We start from the raw sequence: 14930 nt of genomic DNA, 5'->3' as shown, positions 1-14930 counted from the left end.
TCACTCCTTCGGTTCGGGGCGCCCCGGCTGCTCGCCGCCGCGAGCTTCACCGTAGGACTTCTTCGGCACCATGACCTTGCGGCGGAAGATGCACACGACCGTGCCGTCCTGCTTGTAGCCGCGAGTCTCCACGTAGACCACGCCCCTGTCGTCCTTCGACTTGGACGGCGTCTTGTCGAGCACCTCGGTCTCGCCGTAGATCGTGTCACCGTGGAACGTCGGCTTCACGTGCCGCAGCGACTCGATCTCCAGGTTGGCGATCGCCTTGCCGGAGACGTCGGGCACGGACATGCCCAGCAGCAACGAGTAGATGTAGTTGCCGACCACGACGTTCTTCTTGAAGTCGGTCGTGTTCTCCGCGTAGTTCACGTCCATGTGAAGCGGGTGGTGGTTCATGGTGAGCAGGCAGAACAGGTGGTCGTCGTACTCGGTGACCGTTTTGCCCGGCCAGTGCTTGTAGATCGCTCCGACCTCGAACTCCTCGTAGTACCGACCGAACTGCACCGCGCCTCCAACTACGTGTGATCGAGATCTGACTCAGGTGGGGAGACAGTCTTTACGCGGAGGGAGTACCCTCGGCAACCGGTGTGTGAGGATTTCCACCACCCGCGAACTTCGCCCCGAGGAGGTGAGGACCCCTAAATGAGCAAGGACCCCCACCCTGCCAGTACCAAGCGCGTCCTCACCGAGGTGGCCGGCTAGATCGTTCTAGTTAGCTGAGTTTTCCCCGGTCAGGACGCCCGTCGTGATTTTCACCTGCAACGACGTGTGGCCCTGGAGGAACTCACCATGCCCAGCTTGCCCTCGATTCGCGGACGCGGCGCCCAGCAGCGCCCTGCGCCGCACATCACCGTGCCGTTGTCGCACTACGTGGTCGACTGCGCGGTCTACATCGACGGCAAGCGCTTGCCAGGCCGCTGGACGCACACCGACGCCGTCAAAGAGGTGCGCAAGCGCAAGGACGGTTTCGTCTGGATCGGCCTGCACGAGCCCGACGCCGAGCAGATCGAGGGCATCGCGGAGACGTTCGGGCTGCACGAGCTCGCCGTCGAGGACGCGGTGCACGCGCACCAGCGCCCGAAGCTGGAGCGGTACGACAACACGCTCTTCATGGTCTTCAAGACCGTCCGCTACGTGACCAACGAGTCCCCCGACACCGCCAACGAGATCGTCGAGTCCGGCGAGATCATGGTGTTCCTGGGCAAGGACTTCGTCATCACCGTGCGGCACGGCAACCACTCCGGTCTGTCCAAGCTGCGCCACGAGATGGAGGACGACCCGGAGCGGCTGGAGATCGGCCCCTCGGCGGTGCTGCACGCCATCTCGGACCACGTCGTCGACAACTACCTCGATGTCACCGACCACATCGAGGACGACATCGACCGCATGGAGGAGCGGGTCTTCGCGCCGCGCACCGAGGTGAGCGCGGAGCAGATCTACATGTTCAAGCGCGAGGTGGTGGAGCTGCGCCGCGCGGTCATGCCGCTCGCGAACCCGTTGCGCCGCTTGGCCGAGGGCTACACGCCGCTCATCCCCGAGCAGGTGCGGGCGTTCTTCCGCGACGTCGACGACCACCTCACCGAGGTCTCCGAGCGCGTGACCGCGTTCGACGAGCTGCTGACCACGCTGGTCGACGCGACCCTCGCGAAGATCACGCTGCAGCAGAACACCGACATGCGCAAGATCACCGCGTGGGTCGCGATCATCTCCGTGCCCACGATGGTCGTCGGTGTCTACGGCATGAACTTCGACTACATGCCCGAGCTGAAGTGGAAGTTCGGCTATCCCCTGGTGATGAGCCTGGTCCTCGTCGCCTGCCTGACGCTCTACCGAATATTGCGCCGAAATCGCTGGCTGTGAGTCCCGGTTTCGCTCGCTTTTTGTTCTGTAGAAGGGCTTTGTCATGACCAGACTGCTGACCAACATCCGGTTCTGGATGCTCGCTTTCCTGCTCTGCTGGATCACCACCGTGTTCGTGCTGATCAGCGGAACGCCCTGACGTGCCGCGCCGGCTGAGCAGTCTGCGACCCTGGATCGTGGTCTTCGCCGTCGGCTGGCTCACGATGGTCGTCATCTGCATCGCGAGCTGGCCGGCCGCCGGCGCCCAGTCGCCGGACGAGCTGGCCGTCGAAGTGACGAACGCGTTGCGCACGCACGACTTCCACAAGTTGCAGCCGCTGCTGGCGGTCGGCGGCGAGGACGTCGCCAAGTCGACCACCGAGCACTTCGCGACCGCTCGGGTGCAGGACGGTTTCTACCGCGACGGCGACGTCGTCGTGCAGTACACGCGCGACGGCACCGGTTCGGAGTTCAAGCTGCCCGTCGAGGAACGGGACGGGCGCTACCTCGTGAACGCGGTGGTCACTCCCAAGGCGTGACGTTCCAGGTGAACGGCGCGCCGTGACCGCTGCCGTACCCGAGGTTCAGCGAGATCCCCGCCGGCCAGAGCTTGAGCAGCAGCTCGAACCGGTAGCCCTCCGGCGCGTCGTCCGAACGGCGCGACTCGAACACCAGCAGAGCCAACGGTGTCGTGGGCGTCGCCTTCGTGGCGGCGTCGGCCAGCACCGCTCGGCCCATCGCCCGGTCCGCGGGTGAGACGTACTGCCACACCACGGAATGCCACACCACGGTGAGCACGTCGCGTTCGGCGCGGGCGAGCTGTTTCGCGAGCCATTCCGGCCCTGGCGACTTCTCGACCTTCACCGGGTCCGTCGCGGCGAGGTCGAGCGCGTCCCTGAGCCGGTTCAACCGCTCGACCTGGTCCGCCCAGACGAACGAGCAGAGGTGCAGCCGTCCGTCCTCTGTGGACACGTCGACCGGGGTGAGGTCGCAGCCGGCCCTGCCGACGACGCGCAGGCGGTGGCTGAGGTCCGCGGGCGGCCTGCCGGTCCACTGGGGGTCGAAGACGAGGAGGCTGTCCGGGTCGCCGAGCACCGTGCCGTCGTCGAGCCGGTAGCCGACGTGGTGCGGCCGCAGGTTGAGCCCGCCGCTCGCGCCCACCTCCAGCAGCCGCACGCTGAACGGCACCGAGCGTCCGGCGGCGATCGCCGCCTCCTGCGCGGCGACCATCAGCCCGCCGTAGAGGGGAGCGCTGCGGGCGGGTTCGTTGGTCTGCACGGTCGTGGCGCTGATCCGCTGTCTCAGCAGGTCGGTGTGCTCGGTGAGGACGGGCAGCGCGTCCTCCCAGAGCTTCTCGAGGTCCGGCTGGCCGCCGACGGACGGGTAGTGCTTCGCCAGGCTCGGCGCGCGCCCTTCGAGCACGAGGCGGTGCACGGCGCCCGCGAACCGCAGCCCGGGCATCGTGCCGTCCCGGTCGCGCAGGGAGCCCGCCATGATCCTGGTGGTGACGCCGCCTCGTCTGAGGTCTTCCGCGGCGTCCTCGATGAGTCGTCTGGTCAGCGGACTGCGGTCGCGGGGCGCCCCGGCGTCCGCGGCGAACAGCTCGGCAAGCACGGTGTTGACGCTAGTGGGCGCGCTGTCCCGCGTCATCCCGACGACGGCTCATTACGCTGCTGGAATGGTTCGGGTGCTCGCGGTGGCGGACGAGGTCGTGGAGGGACTGTGGTCCTCGCAGGTGCACCAGCACGACGGTGTCGACCTGATCGTGGCGGCAGGTGACCTGCCCTTCGACTACCTGGAGTTCCTCGCGAACGCCCTGGACAAGCCGCTGGTGTTCGTCCCGGGCAACCACGACGTGGACCTCTCCGGTTACTCGAACGTGCGCGGTCTGTGGACCAAGGCGGGCGTCCCGGTCCGGTGGCCAGGTCCAACCGGTGCGGTGAACGCGGACGAACGCGTGGTCGACGTCGCCGGCCTGCGCATCGCGGGTCTCGGTGGTTCGATCCGGTACAACAAGGGCCCGAACCAGTGGACGGAACGGCAGCAGGCCCGCCGCGCCCGCCGGGTGTCCCGGCTGGCCGGGTGGCGCAGGCTGCGGGACGGACGTGGCGTGGACGTACTGCTGACCCACTCGCCTCCTCGCGACTGCGGCGACGAACCGGACGCGCCGCACCGCGGCTTCGACTGCCTGCGCGGGCTGGTCTCGCGACTGCAGCCGACGGTCCTGCTGCACGGCCACATCCATCCGCACGGCGTGCCACGCCCGGACCGCGTCCTGGGCACCACGCGCGTGATCAACGTCGTACCGCAGAAGGTCCTGGACATCTCGGGGGTTCGCGATGAGACGTGACACCGGCTTTCCCGTCGCCGACGCCGAGAACGACTTCCTGCGCGCCCGCCGCCGCCAGGTGATGTCGCGCCTCGCGGCCTGGCTGCGGCGCGAGCCCGACGACGTCAACATCATGCTGCCGTTCCACGAGGTCGTGGACGCGCTCGGCATGGTGTCCGAGAAGCGCCTCGGCCTGCAGTCCGTCCGGCTGGACTCGATCGTGGGCAGCGTCGACCGCACCCGCGACTTCGACCGCCGCTTCCGCCCGACCTCCGGCCGCGTCCGCGAGCGCTGGCAACGACTCGCGCTGGCCACCCGCCGAGGCGAGAACGTGCCGCCGATCGAGGTGTACCGGATCGGCGAGCTGCACTTCATCATCGACGGCCACCACCGGGTCTCCGTCGCCCACGCCCTCGGCTTGTCGGTGATCGACGCGTACGTGACGCAGGTGATCACGCGCGTGAACGCCGCCGGCATCCGCTACCGCGGCGACCTGATCGTGAAGGACTACCGGCGGCTGTTCCTGGAACGCGTGCCGCTGACCGGCGAGGCCCGCGCCGCCGTGGTCCTGTCCGACCCCTGGGACTACGCCCAGCTCGGCGAGCACGTCGAGGCGTGGGGCTTCCGGCTCATGCAGGACACGGGCCAGCTCCTGGACCGGCAGGAGGTGGCCCGCCGCTGGTACGCCGACGAGTACACGCCGGTCGTGGGCATGCTGCGGCAGGCCGACATGATCGGCGACCGGACCGAGACCGAGGCCTACATGTGGGTGGCGGCGGAGCGGTACCGGCTCATCCGCACGCACCGGTGGGACCCGGACGTGATCAACGCCGTGCGGGAGCGGACCCGCGGCTGAGCATCGGCACGAGCGCAGGTGGGCGCGCTGGAAGCCCGTGGCCGGGACCGGTCCGGCGCCACCTGCCGCCGAGCGCCACGCCATGTCCGACGCGAACACCTGCGACAGCCCGAGCCAGCCACCGCGAACGGCGCGACGTTCCGCGCGGAACCCGTCCCGACCGTCTGCTCAGCCGCCGGCGCCGCCGACCGGCCCGAACTCGCGCTCAAGCACCACGCGCCAGTCGCCGTGCTCCAGGCCGCTGCCCATGAGCACGTCACGCCAGTCCACGTGGCTGAGCCGGACCAGGCCCTGGAGCCGTCGCAGGTCGCCGTTCGCGGACAGCACCACGGCAGCCTGAACGCGTTCGGCGTCCTGGTTGCCGGTCTCGGTGGTGGCGAGCTCCTGCAACGCCTGCCTGACCAGCGGCGGGTGGAAGTCCGTGCGCACCCGCGCGGCGATCCGGTCCGAGACGGCGTTCACCGCGGCGCCACGCGCGGACCGTCCGGGGTGTCCGGCAGCGGCCGGGCCTGGTCGAGCACCTCGTCCGTGTACTTGTCGAGCAACCGGGTGCCGATCTGCTGCGCGTACCCGAAGATCACGGCCCACAGCAGCAAAGCCGCCGCCGACGGTATGCCGATCAGCCCGCTCGTGACACCGGCGCCCAGTGCGAGGATCCCGACCACCGCCAGCGCCGCACCGAGCATGATCTTGATCAGGGCCTGGTAGCCGATCATGACGTACGGCGAGAGCGATGGCCGGCGGCGTAAGAGCAGCACCACCGCGGCCAGCACCGCGCCGAACGAGCCGAGCACCTGCACCAGCCACACGTCCACGCCCGTGGCCTTGGTGGTGCCACCCGGGCACACCGTCGGCAACGCGGTCTCCTTGGGGTCGACGCAGAGCGGGATGATCCCGGGCTTCACGATGCCGACGACGCCCATCACGGTGTTGATCACGAACAGCACCAGCGACGCCGCGATCAGCTTGTTGCGCAAGGCTCGTGAGCCGGCATGCGCGAAGTCCGAGTTGTCGTAGGCCGCACGCAACGCGTCCACCACGATCGCGCGCTCGACCGCCGGCGTGAACTCCCCCGGCCGCAACGCCTCCAGGGCGCGGCGGCGCGGATCGTCGTCGTCCAGGTACTGCGCCACCCGCGCCTGCAGACCGGGCAGGCGGCCCATGAACCCGCGCTCCGCCGAGATCGTCGCCACCTCGGCCTCGTGCAGGGCTCGCCAGGCCCGTTCGATGTGCCAGCCCGACCACCACGACGGCACCATCCGCCACCACGGCTCCCGGTCGCTGAGCATGGCGTCCACCACCGCCGCCTGCTCCACGGCCGTGCGCCGCCACACGTCGCCCTCGGGATCGACCGGATCGGACGGTCCGAGCGCAGCCAGATCCGCGCGGACCCGGTCCAACCGGGACTGCACGACGAGTCGCCAGTCGGTGACTCTGGGTTTGCGCTCGGCCATGTCCCGATGGTGACACCAGGGTCTGACAATTTCCGCAGCCATCCGTGTGACGTGCGGAAACGCGATCAGCAGCCGATCACGCCGTCGCGGCCCGTTCACGAGCCAGGCGGAACCGCTCGTTGTGGTCGCCGAAGTAGCCCCACGGCCACGTCGCCGCACGCGGGCCGCTGCGCGCGATGTGCAGTGCGAGCCGGTCGTTCGCATTGGCCTCGTAGTAGTACATCGCGAAGATCTGGTGTGCGTATAACGAATGCGGGTGGCCGCCGGCGCCGGCGAGCAACCGGTCGGACGCGGCGTCCGTCTCCTTGCGCTGCTTCTTGAGGTAGGACGACGTCAGCAACTGCCACACCCGCGGGATGATGTTGCCGCTCGACAGCTTGTTGAGGTACCTCTCGATGTGCGCGATGGGGATCAACGCCAGCAACGGATGCCCGTCCGGCAGTCCCGCGATGCCGGCACGGGCGAACGCGAACATCTCTTCGTGGCTGCCGTACCACTTCGCGGCCACCGACTGCAGCCTCCGCAAGTTCGCGGTGACCAGGTCCGGCTTCCGCTTCACGACCTCTTCGTAGACCTCCGCCGCCTCGCCGCGATGCGTCGGCGCGCCCAGCGCCACCCCCAGCAGCGCGGCCCACGGCGCCACGTCGTCCGGGTCGAGCGATGCCGCGCGGCGCAAGGTCGCGCGGGCCCGCCGGGTGAAGTTCACCAGCCCGCGGAACTGGTCCTCGCTCGTGTCCTTCGCCCACGCCGCACCGCGTTCCTGCCAGCCCGCCGTCGACTGCGCGCTGCCGAGCAGCAGCAACAGGTTGACGTCGTCCGGCCGCTCCTCCTCCGCGTCGAGCAACGCGGGCAGCACGACGTTGCCCGCCGCACCCAGGACGTCGACCGCGAGCTCACGGCGGTACGGCTGGTCACGTGTCGCGGCGAGGAAGCCGAGAGCGGGGCCGAGATCGCCGGACACGAGCGCGAGCGCAGCCTGCATGAGCTCGTCGTCGTCGAACGAGGTGTCGACGTAGGAGGGCAGCGCAGATGACATGGTCCGAACCGTAACGGCAGGTCAGACCCACGGTAATCAATATATACTTGCGCTTATATACGCTTCTGGTTATGTTCGGTCGCGTGGACGTCTTCGAGGCCGTGGCCGAACCGAACCGCCGTCGCCTGCTGAGCCTGCTGTCCGAACGCGACCGCACCGCGGGCGAGCTCGTCGACAGCCTGCCGACGCTCACCCAGCCCGCCGTCTCCCGCCACCTGCGCGTGCTGCGCGAGGTGGGCCTGGTCGAGGTCCGCCCGGACGGCCAGCGCCGCATCTACGCACTGAAACCTGATGGCCTGCAACGCATCGACGACTGGATAACGCCGTACCGCCGCTACTGGCGCAACCACCTCGACGCACTGGAACAGCACCTGGAGAACCAATGACCGACTACGGCACCGTGACCGCGGACGGCGACCACGCGACGCTGACGTTCCACCGCAGGCTCAAGTTCCCGATCGACCGCGTCTGGGCGGCCATCACCAGCCCCGCCGAGCGCGCGCAGTGGTTCGGCACCACGCACATCGCGGACGGCCAGATCGTCATCGAGCCCGAGGACCCGCCCGCCCCACCGGAGGCCAAGCGCGTCACCGGCCGCGTCCTCACCTGGCAGCCGCCGCAGGACGGCCACGCGGTCTTCGAACACGAGTGGCGGCAACGAATCGTGGAGGACAGCGTGGTCCGCTACGAGCTCCACAGCGAGGGCGACGAGACGGTGCTGACGTTCACCCACCGCGGCCTGTCCGAGCGCAACGCGCGCGGGTTCGTCCCCGGCACGCACGCGCTCCTCGACCGGATGCGGGCACATCTGAACGGCGAGGTGCCGCCGAACTGGCAGCAGCGCTACGACGAGGTCGCGCCGGCGTACCCGGCCTGGAAGTGACCGCTCACGTCCACTTCCGAGCGTCCGGATCCCATGCTTCCCAGGGGCTTCGCTCGGTCAGCGGATCGACGAACTCGACCACGGCGGCGACGACGTCCCCGAACCTGTCAGGCAGATGCCCGCCGTCGGGGCCGAGACGTTTCTTGAACGCCGAATAGGCCTGCTGACGCAGCTCCGCCAGATCACCGATCACCTCGGACAGCACGTGTTGGAACGGTGGCTCGCTCGTCTGGCGGCTTCCTCTCGCGCCGGCGACTTCGTGTTGAAGGGAGGCGTGCTCCTCGCCGTCTTCGACGCACGGCGGCCGACCGCCGACGCGGACCTGCTCGCTCGGAACCTCGCCAACGACGTACAACGTCTGCAGTTCCTGGGTCGGGCGCCGCTCACGACGCGCCCGGTTCTGCAGGTCCAGGTAGGCACGGCCGCCGGGCGTGGCCTTGGTCGGTCGGCTCACTCGGCGATCACCGCATCCACGGCCGTGCGCACCGGCCCTAGAACACCCAGTTCCCGGGCGAACGCGATCACCTGACCCGGGCGTGCGCCTCGCCGCTGCAGATACCGGCGCAACGCGGAGAGAGCCAGCGGCTCACCGAGCCTGCCTCTCAACCTCATGAGATCGACGACTGTCCTTTCCGCGTCGTAGATGCGGACGTTCTCGCCTGGCGCTGCCTCCACCGCGGCGAGTCCGAGGTCGAAGGTCGGGGCGCTGAAGCGGAAGGCCTCGGTCGGCGGGTAGTCGATGCGAGGCGGCCGCCGTCCACGCGGCACCGCGATCTGGATCTCCCTGGGGATCTCGTCGGTGAGATCGTGGACCTCGGCGGCCGACACGCAGCACACGACCGCGAGCGGCGCCCGCACCGACACCGCGAGGAGGTCGGGCCACGTGGGAGCCGGCGCGTCCGCCTTGCGGAAGACACCCCTGGAGAGCTCGACCAGGTCGCCCTCGTCGCGGAGGCGATAAAGATCCCGAAAGTGCAGGCCTGCCCTGTTCGCCCCGCTCGTGGTGAACGTGTTGGGCAAGGCCCGGAGAGCTTCCATGGATAGAAGTGTTGCCAGGTTGGACCGATCTGGCAACACTTCTATCCACTGAGCTAGGCGGTCTGCGAGGGCTCCACCAGCGCACGAAGCCGGGGAGGCATCCTCTTCTCCAACCCGTACGGTTCGAGGTGGGCCTGCAGCACGCCCGTGAACGCCCGCTCCACCGAAGCGGTGTCCCAGTTGTCGCTCTCCAGGATCGGCTGCTTGAAGTACGGCTGCCCCACGATGTGGAGCTGACGCCCGTTGCAGCGGATGACCTGACCGGTGATGCCCTCGGCACGGTCCGAGAGCAGGAACAGCACGAGCGGCGCCACCTTGCCCGGCGTCCGGTCGGCGGGAATTGCGCGCAGAGAACGCTCCGACTTCCACACCATCCGCGTGTGCGCGACCGGGCACACGGCGTTCACGCGGATGCCTTCCGACTCCAGGTCGAGCGCCCACGAGTAGCTCAACGACGCCACGGCGCCCTTGGTCGCCGAATAGGTGGCGAGTTTGCGCTGGCCGAAGGAGGCACCGGAAGAAATGTTGATGATGGAGCCACCACCGGTGGTGCGCATCGCGCGCATCGCCGCGATTCCGACATAGATGACGCCGAGGACGTTCACCTCCACGACGTGCTTGATCGTCTCGGGATCGTCTTCCCACGGGGCGGTCTCGTAGTTCAGTCCCGCGTTGTTCACCAGACCGTCGACCCGGCCGAATTCGTCGACGCACAGCTCGACGATCTTGGCCGCCTCGCTCGGGTCGGCGACGGTGTGGGTGGAGGCCACGGCGCGGCCGCCGTAGCCCCTGATGTGCTCCGCGACCCGCTCTGCCAGGTCACCGTCGTTGTCGTTGACCACCACCGATGCACCCGCGAGGGCAGCATGCATCGCGTAGGCCTCGCCCAGGCCGCGACCCGCCCCCGTGATGACGACAGCTTTTCCGTCCAGGATCCCCATTGCACGCTCTCTTTCATCACTCGGCGGCGGTTCCCCGAACCCCCCTGCTGGTCCTGTTACCCGCCTTCGACAAGCGTGCGGACGATCCGAAGCGGCGAAGTACATGTTTCGATGAGAAGTCGCTGCCGAGCGCCCAATGGCGAACCGAGTTCGGCCCGGCAGATGGCCCCGACTAATCGGCCCCATCCGACCCGGGGCTTTGGCCCTAACCCGAACGAGTGACAAAAGAAGGCCGCCTTCCCACGAGGGGAAGGCGGCCGCAAAAACGAGAATTCACCGTTCCGCGTAAGTCAGGTTCCGGCCGGTGGACGGGTCGAAGAGCTGCACCTTGTCCGCGTCGAACCAGATGTCCGCCGAGGCTCCCTCCACCGCGGCCGACGCCGACGACAACCGCGTCACCAGCGAGATGCCGTCACCCGGCACGTCGTCCGATCCCGCGTCCGCCGCCAGCTCCTGCAGCTCGGCCGAGGCCGCCTGCTCTCCCGTGAGGGTGAAGTAGGCGTACTTGTCCGAGCCCATCGACTCCAGCACGTCCACCTGCGAGGTGAACTTGCCGCCGGACGACAGCGCCGCCGCGTCGACCAGTGCCGCGTCCTCGAAGTGCTCAGGACGGATGCCCATGATCACCTCGCGGGGCGCGTCGGCACCCTCCAGCAGCTGCCGCACGCGGTCCGTGAGGGTCACGTCGCCCAGCACCGACCGCAACGCGCCGTTCTCCAGCGACGCCGGCACGAAGTTCATCGACGGCGAGCCGATGAAGCCTGCCACGAAGAGGTTGGCCGGGTGGTCGTAGAGGAACTGCGGCGCGCCGATCTGCTGCACGACACCGCCGCGCATGACCACGACCCGGTCGCCGAGGGTCATCGCCTCGGTCTGGTCGTGCGTCACGTAGACGGTCGTCGTGCCGAGCTGCTTCTGCAGGCGCGACACCGAGGTGCGCATCTGCACGCGCAGCTTGGCGTCCAGATTGGACAGTGGTTCGTCCATGAGGAACGCCTTGGGGCTGCGCACGATCGCGCGGCCCATCGCCACGCGCTGCCGCTGGCCACCGGACAGGTTCGACGGCTTGCGCTCGAGATGTTGCGTCAGGTCCAGGATCTCGGCGGCCTCGCGCACCTTGCGCTCGACCGTCGCGTTGTCGACCTTGGCCAGCCGCAACGGGAAGGCCATGTTCTCCTTCACCGTCATGTGCGGGTAGAGCGCGTAGGACTGGAACACCATCGCGATGTCGCGGTCCTTCGGCGCCTTCTCGTTGACGCGCTGCCCGCCGATGCGCAGCTCGCCCTCGGTGATGTCCTCCAGGCCCGCGATCATGTTGAGGGTGGTGGACTTCCCGCAGCCCGACGGCCCGACCAGGATGATGAACTCACCGTCGGCGATCTCGAGGTTGACCTCCTGCACGGCGAGCGCGCCGTCGGGATACCTCTTGCTCACCTTGTCCAGAACGATCTCTGCCATTTGTCAGCTCACCCCTTGACGGCGCCGGAGGTCAGGCCCGCGACGATGCGGCGCTGGAAGAACAACACGAAGAGGATGATCGGGATGGTGATCACGACGGCGGCCGCCGCGATCGACCCGGCCGGGTCCTCGAACTGCGAGCTGCCGGTGAAGAACGACAGCGCCACCGGCACGGTCCGCGACTGCTCGGTCGAGGTGAGCGAGATCGCGAACAGGAAGTCGTTCCAGCAGAAGATGAACACCAGGATCGCCGTCGTGAACACACCGGGCGCGGCCAGCGGCGCGATGACGCGACGGAACGCCTGCCCCGGCGTCGCACCGTCCATCTTCGCCGCCTTCTCGAGCTCCCAGGGGATCTCGCGGAAGAACGCCGACAGGGTGTAGATCGCGAGCGGCAGCGCGAACGTGATGTACGGCAGGATCAGGCCGGGCCACGTGTCGAACAGGCCGAGCGAGCGCTCGATCTCGAACAACGGCGACACCAGCGACACCTGCGGGAACATCGCGATCAGCAGCGAGACGCCGACCAGCAGGTTCTTGCCGGGGAAGTCGAGCCTGGCGATGGCGTAGGCGGCCATCGTGCCGAACACCACGGCGATCGCCGTGGCGATGATCGCGATGCCGATCGAGTTGATCAGCGCCCGCGTGAACTCGGAGGTGGAGAAGATGTTCTGGTAGTTCTCCAGACTCCACTCGCGCGGGATGAAGTTGCCGTCCGCCAGCGTCTTGGACGACTTGAACGACAGCGACACGATCCACAGCACCGGGAACAGCGCGTAGATCACGACGACCGCGTTGAGCAGACCCCAGCCGACCTTCTTGCCGGTGGTGTCGGCTCCACCGATGCCTGCCATCTCAGCGCCTCCCGCCGTTGTCGCTGCCGGGCGCGGCAGTGCCGAAGAGCTTGATGAAGATGAACGCGATCGCCGCCACCATCAGGAAGATGAGCACCGACATCGTGGATCCGATGCCGAGGTTCAGGCCCTTGATGAGGTTGTTGTAGGTCAGCATCGACACCGACGACGTGCCCTGCGAACCCGCGGTGAGCACGAAGAGGTTGTCGAAGATGCGGAACGCGTCCAGCGTGCGGAACAGCAGTGCCACCAGGATCGCCGGCTTCATGATCGGCACGGTGACCTTGATGAACCGCTGCCACGCGCCGGCACCGTCCATCGCGGCGGCCTTGAGCAGGTCGTCCGGCACGAGGGCGAGACCGGCCATCAGCAGCAGCGCCATGAACGGCGTGGTCTTCCAGATCTCCGCGAGGCTCACGACCATCAGCGCGGGAATCCGCTCGGTGAGCACCGGATCACCGCCGAGCGCCTCGGCCAGGTAGCCGGTGCCGGGCGTCCAGGCGAAGCGCCAGGAGAACGCGGCCACGACCGTGACGATGCCGTACGGGATCAGCGACGACGTCCGCACGATCCCGCGACCGACGAGCGTGCGGTGCATGATCAGCGCGAGCGACATGCCGAGCACCAGCTCCACCGCGACGGTCACCACGGTCAGGATCACCGTCACGAGCACGGCGTCCCACCAGTACTTGCTGCTCAGCACCGTGACGTAGTTGTCGAACCAGATCCACTCGGTGCGGTCGGGGAACTTCAGGTCGAACCGCTGCATCGACAGCAGGATCGAGTAGAGGATCGGCCAGCCGGTGACCGCGACCATGGTGATCGCGGCCGGCGCGCAGAGCAGCCAGCCGAGCCTGCGCTCGGCCTTCTTTCCCTCGCTCAGCGCCGCTTTCTTCTTGGGGGCGACAGGTTCGTCCGCTGTCGCCTCGGTCTTCTCGGCCGTCGCGTGGCTCACGGCAGCACCCCCTTGGAGTCGAGTGCGTTCTGGAGCTCCTGCCGCAGCTCGTCCGCGGTCTTCTGCGGGTCGATGTTCGCGGGCGGCGAGAGGATGGTGGAGATGACGGTGGAGACGTTCTGGTACGCGGGCGTGCGCGGCCGCACGCTGGCGTTCTCCAGGGTCTTGAGGATGTCGTCCTTCATCGGGTACGCGTCGACCATCTCGGGCTCGTCGTAGACGGACTTGATGGTCGGCGGCACGCCGTCCTTGAGGGCGGCGAGCTTCTGGCTTTCCGCGCCGCGCAGGCACAACACGGCGTCGAAGGACTCGTCCGGGTGGGTCGTGTAGTTGCTGACGGCGTAGTTGATGCCGCCGACGGTGACCTTCGCGGCGTCACCGCTCACGGTGGGGTACGGAGCCCACTTGAAGTTCTTCGCGAAGTCCGGCTTCTTCTGCGCGGCCGCGTAGACGTACGGCCAGTTGAGCTCGAACGCCGCCTTGCCGGACTCCATCAGGAGGCGTGCGGGGTCCTCGGTGGAGTTCGAGAACGACGGGTCGATCGCCTTCGAGGTGGCGAGCTTCTTCAACGCTGCCAACCCCTGCACGGCCTTGTCGTCGACGATCGCCTTGGTGCCGTTCTCGTCGAGGATCGTGCCGCCGCTGGAGTTGACGAGGGTGTTGAACAGCACGACGAGCCCCTCGTACTGCTTGCCCTGTCCCACGATCAGGCCGGGCTTTCCCTGTGCGACCAGGGATTCGGCCATCGAGATCATCTCGTCCCACGTCTTGGGCGGCGTGGGCACGAGGTCCGAGCGGTACCACAGGAGCTGAACGTTGGTGTTGTCCGGAGCGCCGTACAGCTTGCCCTCGTAGGTGGCCGTGTCGAGCGGCGTCTGCAGCGTGCCGGTCTCCACCTGCGACTTGACCGAGCCGGTGAACTCCTTGATCCAGCCCGCTTTCGCCAGCTCCGCCGTCCAGGTGACGTCGAGCGCGAGGACGTCCATGCTGTCGTCCTCGGCGGCGAGTCTGCGCACCATCTGCTCGCGCTGACCGTCCGCCTCACGCGGCAGCTTGTTGTAGACGATGTGATAGCGCCCGTTGGCCTTCGCGTTGCAGTTGTCGACGATCGCCTGGAAGTTCTCCTGGTTGTACTTGTAGACGTTCACGGTGATGCCCTGGCCGCCAGACCCGCACGCCGTGAGAGTTGATGCCGCGATCATCGCGGCCCCTGCCCCGACGGCGAGTCGATAGCGCCGTGTCGCACCCATCGGCCCTGCCTCCTTCCCGACTGCACGGAGGAGCCAG

At 68.0% G+C, this 14930-nt stretch carries 18 protein-coding genes; 6 read left to right on the top strand and 12 right to left on the bottom strand.

Features of this window, described 5'->3' with window-relative positions; translation table 11 throughout:
* Nucleotides 1-504, bottom strand: coding sequence for a MaoC family dehydratase (locus tag ACWEIJ_RS28295; protein WP_449840268.1), 504 nt, complete (start codon nt 502-504; stop codon nt 1-3).
* A gap of 285 nt (nt 505-789) precedes the next feature.
* Between ACWEIJ_RS28295 and corA the strand changes: the two genes are divergently transcribed.
* Nucleotides 790-1860, top strand: a complete 1071-nt coding sequence (gene corA, locus ACWEIJ_RS28290; protein WP_449840267.1) for a magnesium/cobalt transporter CorA — start codon at nt 790-792, stop codon at nt 1858-1860.
* A 176-nt stretch (nt 1861-2036) separates the two neighbouring features.
* Nucleotides 2037-2378, top strand: coding sequence for a hypothetical protein (locus ACWEIJ_RS28285; RefSeq protein WP_449840266.1), 342 nt, complete (start codon nt 2037-2039; stop codon nt 2376-2378).
* Here ACWEIJ_RS28285 and ACWEIJ_RS28280 read toward each other — a convergent pair.
* Nucleotides 2362-3453, bottom strand: coding sequence for a DUF2332 domain-containing protein (locus ACWEIJ_RS28280; RefSeq protein WP_449840265.1), 1092 nt, complete (start codon nt 3451-3453; stop codon nt 2362-2364). The two genes, ACWEIJ_RS28285 and ACWEIJ_RS28280, sit on opposite strands and share 17 nt — an antisense overlap.
* 64 nt (nt 3454-3517) lie before the next feature.
* On the opposite strand from ACWEIJ_RS28280, the gene ACWEIJ_RS28275 reads away from it, so the two are divergent.
* On the top strand, nt 3518-4189 hold the full coding sequence (locus tag ACWEIJ_RS28275) for a metallophosphoesterase family protein (RefSeq protein WP_449840264.1): 672 nt from the start codon (nt 3518-3520) through the stop codon (nt 4187-4189).
* On the top strand, nt 4179-5024 hold the full coding sequence (locus ACWEIJ_RS28270) for a chromosome partitioning protein ParB (protein WP_449840263.1): 846 nt from the start codon (nt 4179-4181) through the stop codon (nt 5022-5024). The genes ACWEIJ_RS28275 and ACWEIJ_RS28270 overlap by 11 nt, the downstream gene beginning before the upstream one ends.
* A gap of 168 nt (nt 5025-5192) precedes the next feature.
* Here ACWEIJ_RS28270 and ACWEIJ_RS28265 read toward each other — a convergent pair whose 3' ends face one another.
* The 3 genes from ACWEIJ_RS28265 to ACWEIJ_RS28255 form a co-directional block, all read right to left on the bottom strand.
* Complete coding sequence (locus tag ACWEIJ_RS28265; protein WP_449840262.1) at nt 5193-5486, bottom strand: hypothetical protein; 294 nt, start codon at nt 5484-5486, stop codon at nt 5193-5195.
* Entirely contained in the window at nt 5483-6478 is a 996-nt protein-coding gene (locus tag ACWEIJ_RS28260; RefSeq protein WP_449840261.1) for a hypothetical protein, read from the bottom strand. Before ACWEIJ_RS28260 ends, ACWEIJ_RS28265 begins: the two co-directional genes overlap by 4 nt.
* 76 nt (nt 6479-6554) lie before the next feature.
* Nucleotides 6555-7514: a hypothetical protein gene (locus ACWEIJ_RS28255; RefSeq protein ID WP_449840260.1), complete on the bottom strand. Its 960-nt coding sequence runs from the start codon at nt 7512-7514 to the stop codon at nt 6555-6557.
* Between the two features lie 71 nt (nt 7515-7585).
* Between ACWEIJ_RS28255 and ACWEIJ_RS28250 the strand changes: the two genes are divergently transcribed.
* Both ACWEIJ_RS28250 and ACWEIJ_RS28245 read left to right on the top strand, forming a co-directional pair.
* Complete coding sequence (locus tag ACWEIJ_RS28250) at nt 7586-7900, top strand: ArsR/SmtB family transcription factor (protein ID WP_449840259.1); 315 nt, start codon at nt 7586-7588, stop codon at nt 7898-7900.
* Nucleotides 7897-8397 (top strand): SRPBCC domain-containing protein, encoded by a 501-nt coding sequence (locus tag ACWEIJ_RS28245; protein ID WP_449840258.1) that lies wholly within the window; start codon nt 7897-7899, stop codon nt 8395-8397. Before ACWEIJ_RS28250 ends, ACWEIJ_RS28245 begins: the two co-directional genes overlap by 4 nt.
* Before the next feature lie 4 nt (nt 8398-8401).
* Here the strand turns inward: ACWEIJ_RS28245 and ACWEIJ_RS28240 are convergent, their stop codons facing one another.
* From ACWEIJ_RS28240 to ACWEIJ_RS28210, 7 genes are all read right to left on the bottom strand, one after another.
* Entirely contained in the window at nt 8402-8851 is a 450-nt protein-coding gene (locus ACWEIJ_RS28240; protein WP_449840257.1) for a hypothetical protein, read from the bottom strand.
* Entirely contained in the window at nt 8848-9435 is a 588-nt protein-coding gene (locus ACWEIJ_RS28235) for a type IV toxin-antitoxin system AbiEi family antitoxin domain-containing protein (protein WP_449840256.1), read from the bottom strand. Before ACWEIJ_RS28235 ends, ACWEIJ_RS28240 begins: the two co-directional genes overlap by 4 nt.
* 53 nt (nt 9436-9488) lie before the next feature.
* Nucleotides 9489-10376, bottom strand: coding sequence for an SDR family NAD(P)-dependent oxidoreductase (locus tag ACWEIJ_RS28230; RefSeq protein ID WP_355446136.1), 888 nt, complete (start codon nt 10374-10376; stop codon nt 9489-9491).
* A gap of 273 nt (nt 10377-10649) precedes the next feature.
* Nucleotides 10650-11834, bottom strand: a complete 1185-nt coding sequence (locus ACWEIJ_RS28225; protein WP_449840255.1) for an ABC transporter ATP-binding protein — start codon at nt 11832-11834, stop codon at nt 10650-10652.
* Nucleotides 11835-11842: 8 nt separating this feature from the next.
* Nucleotides 11843-12688 (bottom strand): carbohydrate ABC transporter permease, encoded by an 846-nt coding sequence (locus ACWEIJ_RS28220; protein WP_449840254.1) that lies wholly within the window; start codon nt 12686-12688, stop codon nt 11843-11845.
* A gap of 1 nt (nt 12689) precedes the next feature.
* Nucleotides 12690-13643, bottom strand: a complete 954-nt coding sequence (locus tag ACWEIJ_RS28215) for a carbohydrate ABC transporter permease (RefSeq protein WP_449840253.1) — start codon at nt 13641-13643, stop codon at nt 12690-12692.
* Entirely contained in the window at nt 13640-14893 is a 1254-nt protein-coding gene (locus ACWEIJ_RS28210) for an ABC transporter substrate-binding protein (protein ID WP_449840252.1), read from the bottom strand. The genes ACWEIJ_RS28215 and ACWEIJ_RS28210 overlap by 4 nt, the downstream gene beginning before the upstream one ends.
* Between the last annotated feature and the right edge of the window lie 37 nt (nt 14894-14930).

The organism is Lentzea sp. NPDC004789, assembly GCF_053601075.1.
Note: the sequence above shows the minus strand (reverse complement) of the source record. Positions and strands in the feature narration are given on the sequence as shown.